This is a genomic window from Salmonella sp. SAL04213 (genome assembly GCF_046550535.1).
GTDB lineage: Bacteria > Pseudomonadota > Gammaproteobacteria > Enterobacterales > Enterobacteriaceae > Salmonella > Salmonella enterica.
On sequence record NZ_JBGDXS010000001.1, the window covers coordinates 255,488 to 268,643 of the forward strand.

The following is a 13,156-nucleotide window of genomic DNA, read 5'->3' on the forward strand; positions in this document are numbered from 1 at the left end:
AACCGGTCTGTCATTCACGGAAGACACAAAATCGTAGATGTACCCGTAATGTGGGCGGCGAAATAGCCCGTGGAGGCGAAAACGGCAGGCGCATGACCCGGACAGGCGCCAGTAAGGAAAGCAGTAGACAAAGCGCAAGGATAGCACCTTCAAAGAGTACCGGAGGCGCCGCCAGCAGCGACTTGGCGCTTAATTCGCAGGGGGTGACCGGCGAGCCGTCATCTGTCGAGGAGGGAGCGCTGACCACCGCAGCAGAGGCCGTCGCCTGCATCTGCAAGGCGTGCAGGCCCGCCATGCGTTGCGCGGTACAAACCATTACCACGACACATGCAAGGCAAAGAAACCACCAGCCCATCCGTTGTTGTTTCGCCATTGCGCCCTCACTGTTTAACGCGAGTTATCTTAGCCACTGGCGCGGTTTTGGCAACCTTTCCCCTGTAAAGTTATGTCGGCGCGCTGCGCAACCTTCTGATAGTCGAACAACGTAATTTATTCTTACTAATGATATAACTGGTGTTTTCATACGCACTTTTCAGGTTTACCCTACACTTAGTGGAGAAACCTTTTTGGGGTCCCTTCTGTATGTATTGATTTAGCGAGATGATGCTATGGAACTTAAGGATTATTACGCCATTATGGGCGTGAAACCGACGGACGATCTCAAGACGATTAAGACCGCCTATCGCCGGCTGGCCCGCAAGTACCATCCAGATGTCAGCAAAGAACCCGATGCCGAAGCCCGTTTCAAAGAGGTTGCTGAAGCATGGGAAGTGCTGAGTGATGAGCAACGGCGCGCCGAGTATGACCAGTTATGGCAACACCGTAACGATCCACAATTTAATCGCCAGTTCCAGCAACACGAAGGCCAGCCGTATAACGCTGAAGATTTTGATGATATTTTCTCGTCTATTTTTGGTCAGCACGGTCGCCATTCGCACCACCGCCACGCCGCACGCGGTCATGATATCGAAATTGAAGTGGCGGTATTCCTGGAAGAAACGCTGGAAGAGCACCAGCGTACGATTAGCTATTCCGTCCCCGTTTATAACGCGTTCGGCCTGGTGGAGCGGGAAATTCCCAAAACATTGAATGTGAAAATCCCGGCTGGCGTCAGCAACGGGCAACGAATCAGACTGAAAGGCCAGGGCACGCCGGGGGAAAACGGCGGACCTAATGGCGATTTATGGCTCGTTATCCATATTGCCCCGCATCCGCTCTTTGATATTGTCAATCAGGATCTGGAAGTCGTCCTTCCGCTTGCCCCATGGGAGGCGGCGCTCGGCGCTAAGGTGTCTGTGCCAACGCTTAAAGAGCGTATTTTGCTGACCATTCCCCCCGGCAGCCAGGCAGGTCAGCGGCTGCGTATCAAAGGAAAAGGATTAGCCAGTAAAAAGCACACTGGCGATCTCTATGCCATCATCAAAATCGTTATGCCGCCGAAACCTGACGAGAAAACAGCTGCCCTGTGGCAACAACTGGCGGACGCGCAGTCGTCCTTTGACCCACGCCAGCAATGGGGGAAAGCATAATGGCTAACATCACTGTCACCTTTACCATCACCGAATTTTGTTTGCACACCGGCGTGACGGAAGAGGAGCTAAACGAAATCGTCGGACTTGGCGTAATTGAGCCTTACGAAGACGATAACGCCGACTGGCAATTCGACGATCGCGCAGCGAGCGTGGTACAACGCGCGCTACGCTTACGCGAGGAGCTGGCGCTCGACTGGCCTGGGATCGCGGTCGCGTTAACGCTGCTGGAAGAGAATTCACGGCTGCGCGAAGAAAACCGGTTACTGCTGCAACGCCTTTCTCGCTTTATCTCGCATCCCTAATCCACGATAAAGGCAATAAACCGAGGGTGGGCTTTCTGCCCACCCCGGATTTACATGCACCCGGTATAATACCAGAATGCCTCTGACATACTTCCCCCAACGGAAGAAATATAGCCTTTCACCGCGCACAACCCGATCAACGAACCGCCAATGTCAGCCATTAATGCGCCATTGCGAAGATCATCGTTTAAATAAAGACCAGCCACACGTTCACATTTTTTAGATACGTCGGTTATTTTTACACGTTAGCGATCATTTATTGCCTGAAGAATATATTCTTTCACTGTTTTGTACTCTCTGGTTGATACGTACCTTCTCCCTGTCAATGCCGGGTAAAATGTACCGCTGCGCTTACAGGTTGCGGTATTTATAAATAAGAAATACAACAGTCACTTACAGTTTAATAATTGAGCGTTATAACATCCACTACCGCCCAATATTTACACCACGCCTAAAATACAAAAATGTAATAGAATGTAAACAAAATAAGAGCATAAAATAAATAACTTATTAAAAAATCAATATAAATAGAGTGGTCAATAAAAAACGATCGTTTTCAACGAGTTATGTTTCTCAGATTTTCATCTATCCTGAATAGGCTTGCGGAAAATGTAATTTACACCATTGACTATTTCACTTAAAAGGTTTCTGTAATGGAATGGAAGGTCGTTGATACAGTTATAAGTCCCTCTACCGGAGTGTCGTTCTCATGCATACATAGCCTAAAAAATCTTAGATTGACCTTATGGTATCAGGCAGATGTTTACATGCCTCCAGGTAGCATTATCATCCCCTTTAATAAGGGGGTCTTAATAAACGATAAACTTTATCCCGTTACTGTTTACAACGTTACCAGGTTTAATCCTGTTCTATGGAAATCGCTTAAAGAAAATAGCCACTGTCCTGGTAACTGCAATCCTAAACCAGAAGCCTGCAGTTATCCTTTCGAGTGTCTGGTATCCGTTTGTCCATTTGGTTTAACCAGAAATATTCAAATAGATAATAAGAAAGTTTAGGAAATAAAGTATGCATTAGCCATACTACTGATTAAGTGTATTCGCGCACGTTTGCAGTATTTTGCAGTTAAATATGTTTGATATAAAAATTGTACAGTTCGGATATTTTTTGATTCGTTTAATCTAACCTTCACTTTGGCAACGAGGAGCCGGTACAGAGGATATTACTGATGGCCGGCAGACAAAGAAACGCATTGCTTTTAACACTGTATAAATTCCATCCGTGACATTCTTATTTAGTAATATTTCACCAGAGCAATCATCTTACCTTTATTGTGCATAAAAATCAGCGAGTAGTGTTTAGAAAAAATAATGTTTTAGACAAAAGCTCTGCGCGTCATGCTGATCGCCAAAAGCATAACGGGCTGACATCATGTCAGCCCGTGGGTTTACCCCTGCCCTGATACTTACGGTACGCTTATCGTCATATTGTCATGACCGACAATGACAGGGCCCGGGTAATTTTTCATGGCTTCCTGTTGCCAGACGTCATCCGCAACCGTCGCAGGCACCAGATGACTTAACACCAGTTTTTTCACGTGGGCCTCGCGAGCAATCTTACCGACATCTTCAATCGTGGTGTGATGCGACGCAATCGCTTCAGCCAGCGTTTTTCCGTTGCCAATGCTATTAGCCAGTTTTGCTACCGAAGGGACATGTACCGCCTCATGTACCAGGATATCCGCCCCCTGGGCAAACGTTGCAAGCGGCGGAAACCAGGACGTATCGCCAGAGAAGACGATTCGCTTACCTTGGGTATCAAAACGGTAAGCAAACGCTTCACCGTCCGGGAAAGGGGAATGAGGCACTTTCAGCGCGCTTATTGTGACCAGTTCATCTTTATAGATGACGCCCTGGCCAATATCGGTCGCCTTAACCAGGTTGCGCGGATCGGGTTTCCCCTCTTCTTCCATGCGTAACGTGATATCCCTGTCAAAGACCTTCCAGCTAGCCTTCGTCATCGCCTGGGTTCCCGGCGGGCCATACACCTGTATGGTATGGTCTTTCAGACCACTTGCCCAGGCATTCATCAGCAAGGAAGGATAATCCAGTATGTGGTCGCTGTGCAGATGGGTGAGCAAAATAGTATTGATGTTGCGCAGTGGAATGCCGTTTTTCACCAGTTGCAGACTGGCACCGTAGCCGGCATCTATCAGCCATATTTTATCGCCGATAGTGAGCGCCGTCGCTTGCGGTAGTCTGGCTGTATTGAGCAAAGAAGGCCCGCCTTTGGTGCCCAGTAAAACAATGTTGATCTCTTGAGGCGCAGGAGTACCGGCAGCAATGGCAAGGTGGCTTTGCGCCAGCATACAAACCGCCAGCATAGCGACGCTTTTTTTCATCATGTTTTTACTCTTCTTAGTTGAGAAAAGAGGGAACTTCACGTTGGCGAAACTGCGAAGGAGAACAGCCAGCAAGGCGATTAAAGAAACGGGCGAAATAAGCCGGATCTTTAAAACCTAATTGCCAGGCGATCTCGTTGACAGCATTGTCGGAAAAAAGCAGCAGTCGTTTCGCCTCGCGTAATTGCCGATCAAAAATCAGGCGTTTAGGCGGGCGATTAGCAAAACGTCGGCAAATATCGGTCAAACGAGATTCGGTAATATGCAGCTCGCAGGCATAATCGGGCACCGTCCAGTGCTGATGGAAGTGGTTGTCAATTAACAGGGTAAAGCGCTGAAAAAGTTTCAGTTCACCGCGCATCCCGGTTGCGGCGTGATCGTCCAGCTTCGCATTACGCAACAGCAAGGTAAATACCGCCTGCGCCAGTAGCACCAGGGTATGTTCGCAGCCAGCCAGTTGTTCCGTGGACTCCCGCTCAATTAGCTGCCAGTAATGTTTGAGCGCCGCCAGCTCGTTGGGTTTATCCGCCAGCGACAGGCAGATTCCCGGCAGGCCAAAGGCCTCTCTGGTGCCGGGATAAAGCACTTCCAGCAGCGGCCAAACCAGCTCTTCGCGTACCGTCAGAACATGGCCATCGCTATCCGATTCGGTAATAAAAGCATGCGGCACCGAGGGCGGCGTAAGCACAAATAGCGGCGCCTGCACCGAATAGCGATGATCGTCGAGCTGTAGCTCAATCTGCCCGGTATCAAGAAAGTGCATTTGAAAAAACTGGTCGTGGCGATGCGCCTGCATATCACGACCAAAGAAATCCGCCATACGAGCAAACGACTGATAATGCACATCGTTACTGCCCATGCTTTCGTCATACTCTTTGCTGATATCAATATTGGCGATCGCACGTTGGCACATAGTTTCTCCTCAAGGGGTGGCGCGCGGACGCGATGCTTTCATGGGAATAAGCCAGATAATGGCGGCGCCGACGACTAACAGAGAAGCGACAAACCAGAGGCCGCTATTGAAGCTACCGGTGATATCTTTTAGCCAGCCAATCATAAACGGGCTAAGCGCGGAGCCAATATTGCCGGTGGCATTGATGACCGCAATGCCTATCGCCCTGGCGCGTAAACTGATCGACTGATCCGGCGTGGTCCAGAAGATCGCCATCGCGCTAAAGGAACCCGTGGATGCCATCACGATCCCCAGGAGCTGGATCAGGTTATGGTCGGTCGCCGACGCCAGCAGCCAGCCCGCGGCGGCAAACAGGAATGGCAACGCCGTGTGATGTTTACGCTCCTGATGTTTGTCCGAATGGCGGCTCCAGTAAATCATGCCCAGAATAGTACAAATCTGCGGGATCGCCGCCAGCAGGCCGATGGTGATATTGCTACTGCCTTCATTAAAACTTTTCAGGATTTGCGGCGTCCAGATACTAATGGCGCTAAGCGTATTGGTAAGGCAAAAATAGGCCAGCGTATACATCAGTACAATTGGCGTGAATACTTCGCGCCACAGACTACGCTGCTGCATGGCGTTATGGCTGATGGCCCCCTCCGGCTGAACCAGCGTCAGGCGGTCATTATCCATCATCTCCTGCAAACATTTTTTATCCTCTGCCGTCAGCCATTTGGCTTTTGCCGGGGTATCATCCAGGTAAAACCAGACCATAATGCCTAACAAAACTGACGGAAATCCTTCCAGCAGGAATAACCACTGCCATCCATGCAGATTGAATATGCCGTCCAGCGATAAAATATAGCCGGAGACAATCGACCCCAACGCGGTAGTGGCCGGCATGGCAATCATAAATAATGCGTTGGCGCGGGCGCGGAAAAATGCCGGGAACCAGTAGGTTAAATAGAGCAATATTCCTGGCAAAAAGCCCGCTTCGGTAATGCCCACCAGCATTCGCAGCACATACAGGCTTTTCGGTCCCACCGCGAACATCGTGGCGGTAGATGCAATGCCCCATAGCACCATAATGGTCGCAATCCAGCGGCGGGCGCCGACGATGCTCAACATCACGTTGCTGGGAATGCCGAAAATGACGTAGGTGGCGTAAAACAGCGTCGTGGCAAGACCAAACATGGTGGCGCTTAACCCCAGATCCTGCCCCATCGTCAACCCGGCAAAACCGATGTTGATACGGTCTAAAAACGAGAAGATAAACAACACGAATAAAAATACGATCAGTCGGCGGAACAGTTTATTTATGACGGTTTGTTGACCCGTGCTGAGCGCGTTGCGCGAACTGACAGACTCGGGGCTTTCCGGAAGTGCAGATGATGTGTCGCTCATTTTTTTTCCTCTAATGGGAATTTTTGTAGGGTACTACGGTTGCCCGGTAGCGCTGCGCTTACCGGGCCAGGCTTAATAGACGCCGGACGCACCGGACAGGTTTTTTTCTGCGCCAAAGCGCGCCGCCAGCGCCTCCGCGCCGCGCGCCAGCAGCGTGGTGTCAACGCCGACGGCGACAAATAGCGCCCCCAATTCCAGATAACGTTTCGCCAGTGCTTCATTGGCCATCAGAATCCCCGGCGCTTTCCCCGCCGCGCGTATCTGCACTATGGCGTTCTCAATCGCCGCCTGCACTTCCGGGTGCTGCGGATTGCCGGCAAAGCCCATATCGGCGCTGAGGTCCGCCGGGCCGATAAACACGCCGTCAATGCCATCCACGTCGAGAATTGACGCCAGATTGCTCATCGCCTCACGCGTTTCAATCTGCACCAGTACGCACATGGCGTCGTTGGCCTGGTGGAGATAGTCCGGAATGCGGTTCCAGCGCGATGCCCGCGCCAGCGCGCTGCCCACGCCGCGAATACCGGCAGGCGGATAACGCGTAGCCGCCACGGCGTTTCGCGCTTCATCGGCATTCTGCACCATCGGTATCAGCAGCGTTTGCGCGCCGACGTCGAGCAGTTGCTTAATCTGTACCGGATCGTTCCATGACGGACGCACCACCGGCTGGCTGGGATAAGGCGCAATCGCCTGCAACTGGGTCAACACCGTCTGCACGTTGTTTGGCGCGTGTTCACCGTCGATCAGTAGCCAGTCGAAGCCGGCGCCCGCTAACAGTTCAGCGCTGTAACTGTTGGCAAGCCCCAGCCACAAACCGATTTGCGGGCGCCCCGCTTTTAACGCGTCTTTGAAAGCATTTTTCATCGTTTCTTCCTTACACAAACCGGCAACTGATCGCGCCCATGTTGCCGTAGTCGACATGGAAAGTGTCGCCCTTGCGCGCCGGCACCGGGCGGGTGAACGAGCCGCCGAGGATGATCTGCCCGGCTTCAAGCTGGACATCGTAGGGGGCAAGCTTGTTTGCCAGCCACGCCACGCCGTTGGCCGGATGATTCAGCACGCCTGCGGCGACGCCGGTTTCTTCGATCACGCCGTTGCGATAGAGCAGCGCGGAGATCCAGCGCAGATCCAGCTCGTCCGGTTTGATGGGACGACCACCGAGGATCACCCCGGCGTTGGCGGCGTTGTCGGAAATGGTGTCGAACACTTTGCGCGGGCGCTGGGTTTCCGGGTCGATGTTGTGGCTGCGGGCGTCAATCAGTTCCAGCGCCGGAATCACATAATCCGTGGCGTTGTAGACGTCGAACAACGTGCAGTGAGGGCCGCGCAGCGGTTTCGCCAGCACAAACGCCAGCTCCACTTCAATACGCGGGACGATAAAACGGTCGGTGGGGATATCGCCGCCGTCATGGAAGAACATATCGTCAAGCAGCGCGCCGTAATCCGGTTCGCTGATTTGCGAGCTGGCCTGCATCGCTTTTGAGGTCAGGCCGATTTTGTGGCCTTTGAGCGTGCGCCCTTCGGCAATTTTGATATTGACCCATTCACGCTGTACGGCATAGGCATCTTCAATAGTGATGTTGGGATAATCCAGCGACACTGCGCGAATCTGTTCACGCTGTTTTTCAGCCTGATTAAGTCGCTGGGCGATCAGGGTATGGGTCTGTTTATCGAGCATAGTGTTTCCTGTTACGTCATTCGGTGCTGCTGTGCCGGGTGGCGACGCGGGTGCGTCTTACCCGGCCTACGGTTCGGTATTGCTTCGTGCATCGTTTTTTTGTAGGCCCGGTCAGCGCAGCGCCACCGGGCGAAAGAGTGTGCTATTTAAATAACGCGTGTACGTTGTTTTGTTTGTAATTGAGCGTTGGATGTAACTCGGCAATCTCAAACGACAGCGCCAGATAGCGGTTCTCCATCAGGTCGGCGAAGTGGGCTTTAATCAGCCCAAACAGCATTTCGCCGACTTCCTGACGGCTCTCCAGGCTGCGCCCGGCGCCGATTTTCAGCGTCATATGCACAAACGCGTAATCATGCTTACCGTCAGCCATCTGCCAGGTATCCAGCCAGTGGGCGCGACTGCGGATACCGCCAATGGGGAAAATCCCGCTGGCGGCAAGCGCCTCGTTTACCTTGCTGAACAAGCCGGGTAAATCAGCCTGCTCGCGAATATTTTCAGTACATTCAGCAATAAAGTGCGGCATAAACACCCCTTACGCAGGCAGCGGGAAAACAGCGTTTACCTGGCCGGTACCGGAGCTGGCGAACAGGTCGGTGATGAACTCCACCTTGCCGTCGTATTTGTCCCAACCCAGCATTCCCAGCAGCATGACCGTGTCGTGCATGTTGCCTTCGCCGTAGCAGTAGTCGGCGTACTCCGGCAACATGGTGCAAAACTCCTTGAATTTGCCTTCGCGCCACAGTTTGACCACTCGCTCGTCCATCTGATGATCGAACTCGCGGGTGTAGCTGTTCATCCCCTCTTCCGCCCGTTGGTCGTCAATAAAACGGTGCGACAGAGAACCACTGGCGAATACCGCTACGGTACCGTCATATTTCTCAATCGCCTTGAGAATGGCTTCGCCCAGTCTGCGGCTGTCGGCAAAGTCATGCACAGTACAGAACGCCGAGATGGAGACCACTTTGAAGTGCTTGTCGCTGTTCATGTAGCGCATCGGCACCAGCGTGCCATACTCCAGCTTCAGGCTCGGGATGTTATGCGCTTTAGCGCGCACGCCCAGTTTGACTGCCTCGTCGGCGATCAGGTGGCCGAGCTCCGGATTACCGTCATAGTCATAGGTCATGTCGCGAATAAAGTGCGGCAATTCGTTGCTGGTATAGACGCCCTGGAAATGGTCGGCACAATTAATGTGGTAAGCGCTATTCACCAGCCAGTGGGTGTCGAATACGATAATGGTGTCAACGCCCATTTCGCGGCAACGCTTGCCTATTTCAATATGCCCATCAATGGCTGCCTGACGACAACCGTAATTTTTTCCCGGCAGTTCAGAAAGATACATCGACGGCACGTGGGTAATTTTTGCTGCTAACGCTAACTTGCCCATATCAAACTCCCCATTTTGGGATAGGATGGTCGCCCATTGAGATGCAGACGTTTTTCATTTCCGCAAACACTTCGAAGCTATATTCGCCGCCTTCGCGCCCGGTACCGGAGGCTTTCACGCCGCCGAACGGCTGGCGCAAGTCGCGGACGTTCTGGGTGTTGACGAAGACCATGCCGGCTTCAATCCCACGCGCCAGGCGCAACACTTTGCTCACGTCCTGGGTCCAGATATAAGAGGCCAGACCGTATTCCACGTCGTTCGCCAGGCGTAACCCTTCCGCTTCGTCTTTGAATGGCAGCAGACAGGCGACTGGCCCAAAGATCTCTTCCTGCGCAACGCGCATACGGTTGTCGACATCGGCCAGCACGGTTGGGCGCAGGAAGTTACCGCCTTTCAGATGCGCAGGCAGGTCAGTGGGTTTTTCCGCACCGCCCGCCAGCAGCGTTGCGCCCTCTTCAATGCCGAGGCGGATATAACCGGAGACTTTTTCCCAGTGCTGTTGGCTAATCAGCGCGCCGACCTGGGTGTTCGGGTCGGTCGGATCGCCGACACGCAGGCGATTCGCGCGTTCGGCAAAGCGCTTCACGAACTCAGGGTAAATGCTCTGCTGGATAAAGATGCGCGACCCGGCGGTGCAGCGTTCGCCGTTGATCGAGAAGATGGTGAACAGCGCGGCGTCCAGCGCGCGCTCAATGTCGGCATCTTCAAAAATCAGCACCGGCGATTTACCGCCCAGCTCCATCGAGTATTTTTTCAGGCCGGCATTTTTCATGATATTGCGACCGGTGGCGGTACCGCCGGTAAACGACACCGCACGCACGTCATGGTGGCGTACCAGCGCATCGCCCGCCGTCGCGCCGTAGCCCTGCACCACGTTCAGCACGCCTGCCGGAATTCCTGCCTCCAGCGCCAGCTCGCCCAGCCTGTCGGCAGTCAGCGGCGACAGCTCGGACATTTTGAGCACCGCGGTGTTACCCAGCGCCAGGCACGGCGCAACTTTCCAGGTCGCGGTCATAAACGGCACGTTCCACGGCGACACCAGCGCGCAGACGCCGACGGGCTGCACCAGCGTATAATTGAGCATTTTATCGTCAACCGGGTAGGTCTTGCCGTTCATCTGCTGGCACACTTCGGCGAAGAATTCGAAGTTATGCGAGGCGCGCGGGATCAGCACGTTTTTAGTCTGGTGAATAGGCAGGCCGGTGTCGGCGGTTTCCATCGCCGCGATTTCCGGCACATGCTGGTCAATCAGGTCGCCAAGGCGGCGCATCAGGCGCGCACGCTCTTTCATCGGCAGGTTGGCCCATTTCGGGAACGCCTCTTTGGCCGCCGCGACAGCCTGGTTCACTTCTGCTTCACCGCCGGAGGCTACTTCCGCCAGCACGTCACCGGTCGCCGGGTTAGTGGTCTGGAAGTAGTCGTTACCTGCAACGTTTTTGCCGTTAATCCAATGATTTATTTTCTTCATTTTGCACTCTCCTCACTGACGATTCGGTTAACCAGGCGACCCACGCCTTCTACTTCCACGACAACTTCATCCCCCGGCACCACATCGGACAGCCCTTTCGGCGTACCGGTGGCAATCATGTCGCCCGGTTGCAACGTCATAAATTCGCTCAGATAAGAAATCAGGAACGGGATGCTGAAGATCAGATCGGCGGTCGTCCCTTCCTGCCGCAGCTCACCGTTAACAAAGGTGCGTAACGTCAGGTTATGCGGATCAGAAACCGCCTCTTTATCCACAATCCACGGGCCTATCGGCGTCAGGCCGTCGCGGCTTTTTACCCGCAGATTCGGACGGTAGTAGTTTTCCAGATAGTCGCGGATCGCGTAGTCGTTGCAGACGGTGTAACCGGCCACATACTCCATAGCTTCGGCTTCGCTCACCTTACGCGCCGTTTTGCCAATCACCACGACCAGCTCGGCTTCGTAGTGCATATATTCGACGTTGTTCGGGCGTACCGACGTTTGGTGATGTTCGGTAAAGGTGTTTGGCGCTTTGATAAATACCAGCGGCTCTTTCGGCGGCGTAAATGCCAGCTCGCTGGCGTGATCGGCGTAGTTCAACCCCAGCGCAAATAACGTTCCCGTCGCTGACAGCGGCCACGTAAACGTCTGGTGGCGGGCGAATTCATCTTCTGCGACAACCGGATTTTCCAGCGCGGGTAAACCTTTCGCCAGAATACGCACCCGATCGCCGGGACGCAGCGCAACGCGATTCTGCGGCGTACCGAGTAAGATCGCATCGCCAGGGTTAAGCGTAGCGAACTCACTTAACGCGCTAAGCAGTTGTGCGGCGCTACGCTGTAAATCGGCAGTATTCCAGTGGTCCGCTTCTCGTCCGTTGATTTCCGTGATAATGGTGAGGTTATCCACATCACTCAGCGGCGCCATTTCACCCAGCGGGCAAAAGCCATCACGACATTTCGCTTTAATCGCCGGGCGATAAAAGCTCTCTTCCGGCAGGCTGACCTCATTAGCCAGCGCATATCCAGCGATATAGTCCGCCGCCGCTTCAGGGCGTATCCGGCTGGCGGTTTTCCCCACAATGAGCGCCACTGTCGCGCCGCTCAGTACCTTTTCTCCCTGCGGATAAGGAATGGGTTCGCCGTGACGAATCACCGTATTACGCGGCTTGATGAACCACACTGCGGTTTTAGGCGGCGCATTATAGGGAGGCTGAGAGAAAGCCTCTTGCCAGGCATCAAGCTGGCTGCGATGGTTTAACGCAACGGCGAAAACAGTACCCTTCATACATAAACTCCTCAGGCCGATTTAACGGGCTGTGATTTCATTAATATATTAATGATTAGATTTATGCTTTCGCTGTACATTTAGCAAGCTGAAGTAAAGTATTTGTGATGTGATTAACAATATTTTCACAAAATAATAATTAAATGCATACATATCAAAGAGTTAAATAAAACCCTTTGTTTCTGTTAAACTTTGGACATAAAACAGATGTCATAGCTCACATCGGTAAACACGATTATTCAGGTATTAATAATTCTGCAAAAGAGAAACGCTTATGCATGATTCATTAACCATCGCCTTGCTTCAGGCGCGCGAAGCGGCAATGACCTATTTCCGCCCCATCGTTAAAAGCCACAATCTGACCGACCAGCAATGGCGCATTGTGCGAATCCTGGCCGATAGCCCCTCTATGGATTTTCACGAGCTGGCCTTTCGTACCTGTATTTTGCGTCCAAGTCTGACCGGAATATTGACGCGCATGGAGCGAGACGGACTGGTGTTGCGACTCAAGCCGGTTAACGATCAGCGTAAGTTATATGTCATGTTGACGGAGCAGGGACAAACGCTGTACGCCCGTGCCCGGAGCCAGGTAGAAGAGGCTTATCGAAAAATTGAGGCCGATTTCACGCCCGAAAAAACACAGCAATTGATGCTGCTGCTGGACGATCTTATTGCTCTGGGACGCCAGCATCCTGATAGCGAAGCGGAAGCATAGTATTCTTACCTTCCCACGCCGCCGACACGGGAATCCCCTCCCGCTTACAACGTTGACGGCGATCGCATTTTACTCTTCTTCTTCGACGTTCATCTGAAAAGTACCCGCCGTTGTCCTGAAAGTCTCTTCACAG

The 13,156-nt window shown here is 52.9% G+C and carries 14 protein-coding genes; 4 read left to right on the forward strand and 10 right to left on the reverse strand.

What is annotated here, in order from left to right:
- Window positions 1-10 precede the first annotated feature (10 nt).
- Window positions 11-373 carry a copper resistance protein gene (locus ACLJPQ_RS01345; protein WP_001118902.1) on the reverse strand — a complete coding sequence of 121 codons (363 nt, stop codon included), beginning with the start codon at window positions 371-373 and terminating at the stop codon, window positions 11-13.
- A 235-nt stretch (window positions 374-608) separates the two neighbouring features.
- Between ACLJPQ_RS01345 and cbpA the strand changes: the two genes are divergently transcribed.
- From cbpA to ACLJPQ_RS01360, 3 genes are all read left to right on the forward strand, one after another.
- Complete coding sequence (cbpA, locus tag ACLJPQ_RS01350) at window positions 609-1,529, forward strand: curved DNA-binding protein (RefSeq protein ID WP_000420603.1); 921 nt, start codon at window positions 609-611, stop codon at window positions 1,527-1,529.
- Window positions 1,529-1,834, forward strand: a complete 306-nt coding sequence (gene cbpM, locus ACLJPQ_RS01355; protein ID WP_001284251.1) for a chaperone modulator CbpM — start codon at window positions 1,529-1,531, stop codon at window positions 1,832-1,834. The genes cbpA and cbpM overlap by 1 nt, the downstream gene beginning before the upstream one ends.
- Window positions 1,835-2,487: 653 nt before the next feature.
- Window positions 2,488-2,850 carry an anti-adapter protein IraM gene (locus tag ACLJPQ_RS01360; protein WP_001537781.1) on the forward strand — a complete coding sequence of 121 codons (363 nt, stop codon included), beginning with the start codon at window positions 2,488-2,490 and terminating at the stop codon, window positions 2,848-2,850.
- Between the two features lie 407 nt (window positions 2,851-3,257).
- Here the strand turns inward: ACLJPQ_RS01360 and ACLJPQ_RS01365 are convergent, their stop codons facing one another.
- From ACLJPQ_RS01365 to hpaG, 9 genes are all read right to left on the reverse strand, one after another.
- Window positions 3,258-4,196 carry an MBL fold metallo-hydrolase gene (locus ACLJPQ_RS01365; protein WP_000976561.1) on the reverse strand — a complete coding sequence of 313 codons (939 nt, stop codon included), beginning with the start codon at window positions 4,194-4,196 and terminating at the stop codon, window positions 3,258-3,260.
- 13 nt (window positions 4,197-4,209) lie between these two features.
- A complete protein-coding gene (hpaA, locus tag ACLJPQ_RS01370; protein WP_000336602.1) occupies window positions 4,210-5,106 on the reverse strand; it encodes a 4-hydroxyphenylacetate catabolism regulatory protein HpaA in 897 nt (298 codons plus the stop codon).
- A 9-nt stretch (window positions 5,107-5,115) separates the two neighbouring features.
- Window positions 5,116-6,492 (reverse strand): 4-hydroxyphenylacetate permease, encoded by a 1,377-nt coding sequence (gene hpaX, locus ACLJPQ_RS01375; protein ID WP_001285806.1) that lies wholly within the window; start codon window positions 6,490-6,492, stop codon window positions 5,116-5,118.
- 72 nt (window positions 6,493-6,564) lie between these two features.
- Entirely contained in the window at window positions 6,565-7,356 is a 792-nt protein-coding gene (gene hpaI / locus ACLJPQ_RS01380; protein ID WP_000785062.1) for a 4-hydroxy-2-oxoheptanedioate aldolase, read from the reverse strand.
- A 10-nt stretch (window positions 7,357-7,366) separates the two neighbouring features.
- Window positions 7,367-8,170, reverse strand: a complete 804-nt coding sequence (gene hpaH, locus ACLJPQ_RS01385; protein WP_000884795.1) for a 2-oxo-hept-4-ene-1,7-dioate hydratase — start codon at window positions 8,168-8,170, stop codon at window positions 7,367-7,369.
- 142 nt (window positions 8,171-8,312) lie between these two features.
- Entirely contained in the window at window positions 8,313-8,693 is a 381-nt protein-coding gene (locus tag ACLJPQ_RS01390; protein ID WP_001119849.1) for a 5-carboxymethyl-2-hydroxymuconate Delta-isomerase, read from the reverse strand.
- A gap of 9 nt (window positions 8,694-8,702) precedes the next feature.
- Window positions 8,703-9,554 (reverse strand): 3,4-dihydroxyphenylacetate 2,3-dioxygenase, encoded by an 852-nt coding sequence (gene hpaD / locus ACLJPQ_RS01395; RefSeq protein WP_000517001.1) that lies wholly within the window; start codon window positions 9,552-9,554, stop codon window positions 8,703-8,705.
- Window position 9,555: 1 nt separating this feature from the next.
- Window positions 9,556-11,022: a 5-carboxymethyl-2-hydroxymuconate semialdehyde dehydrogenase gene (gene hpaE / locus ACLJPQ_RS01400; protein WP_000723524.1), complete on the reverse strand. Its 1,467-nt coding sequence runs from the start codon at window positions 11,020-11,022 to the stop codon at window positions 9,556-9,558.
- Window positions 11,019-12,308 (reverse strand): 4-hydroxyphenylacetate degradation bifunctional isomerase/decarboxylase, encoded by a 1,290-nt coding sequence (gene hpaG, locus ACLJPQ_RS01405; protein WP_000679210.1) that lies wholly within the window; start codon window positions 12,306-12,308, stop codon window positions 11,019-11,021. Before hpaG ends, hpaE begins: the two co-directional genes overlap by 4 nt.
- Window positions 12,309-12,582: 274 nt before the next feature.
- Here hpaG and hpaR point away from each other — a divergent pair, with 274 nt between their 5' ends.
- A complete protein-coding gene (gene hpaR, locus ACLJPQ_RS01410; RefSeq protein WP_000543922.1) occupies window positions 12,583-13,023 on the forward strand; it encodes a homoprotocatechuate degradation operon regulator HpaR in 441 nt (146 codons plus the stop codon).
- The last annotated feature ends 133 nt before the right edge of the window (window positions 13,024-13,156 follow it).

Coding starts and splice junctions, on each gene's coding strand:
- ACLJPQ_RS01345 (WP_001118902.1), bottom strand. CDS start 373: ATGGCGAAACAACAACGGATGGGCTGGTGGTTTCTTTGCCTTGCATGT.
- hpaG (WP_000679210.1), bottom strand. CDS start 12,308: ATGAAGGGTACTGTTTTCGCCGTTGCGTTAAACCATCGCAGCCAGCTT.
- hpaX (WP_001285806.1), bottom strand. CDS start 6,492: ATGAGCGACACATCATCTGCACTTCCGGAAAGCCCCGAGTCTGTCAGT.
- ACLJPQ_RS01365 (WP_000976561.1), bottom strand. CDS start 4,196: ATGATGAAAAAAAGCGTCGCTATGCTGGCGGTTTGTATGCTGGCGCAA.
- hpaH (WP_000884795.1), bottom strand. CDS start 8,170: ATGCTCGATAAACAGACCCATACCCTGATCGCCCAGCGACTTAATCAG.
- hpaA (WP_000336602.1), bottom strand. CDS start 5,106: ATGTGCCAACGTGCGATCGCCAATATTGATATCAGCAAAGAGTATGAC.
- cbpM (WP_001284251.1), top strand. CDS start 1,529: ATGGCTAACATCACTGTCACCTTTACCATCACCGAATTTTGTTTGCAC.
- cbpA (WP_000420603.1), top strand. CDS start 609: ATGGAACTTAAGGATTATTACGCCATTATGGGCGTGAAACCGACGGAC.
- hpaE (WP_000723524.1), bottom strand. CDS start 11,022: ATGAAGAAAATAAATCATTGGATTAACGGCAAAAACGTTGCAGGTAAC.
- ACLJPQ_RS01360 (WP_001537781.1), top strand. CDS start 2,488: ATGGAATGGAAGGTCGTTGATACAGTTATAAGTCCCTCTACCGGAGTG.
- hpaI (WP_000785062.1), bottom strand. CDS start 7,356: ATGAAAAATGCTTTCAAAGACGCGTTAAAAGCGGGGCGCCCGCAAATC.
- ACLJPQ_RS01390 (WP_001119849.1), bottom strand. CDS start 8,693: ATGCCGCACTTTATTGCTGAATGTACTGAAAATATTCGCGAGCAGGCT.
- hpaR (WP_000543922.1), top strand. CDS start 12,583: ATGCATGATTCATTAACCATCGCCTTGCTTCAGGCGCGCGAAGCGGCA.
- hpaD (WP_000517001.1), bottom strand. CDS start 9,554: ATGGGCAAGTTAGCGTTAGCAGCAAAAATTACCCACGTGCCGTCGATG.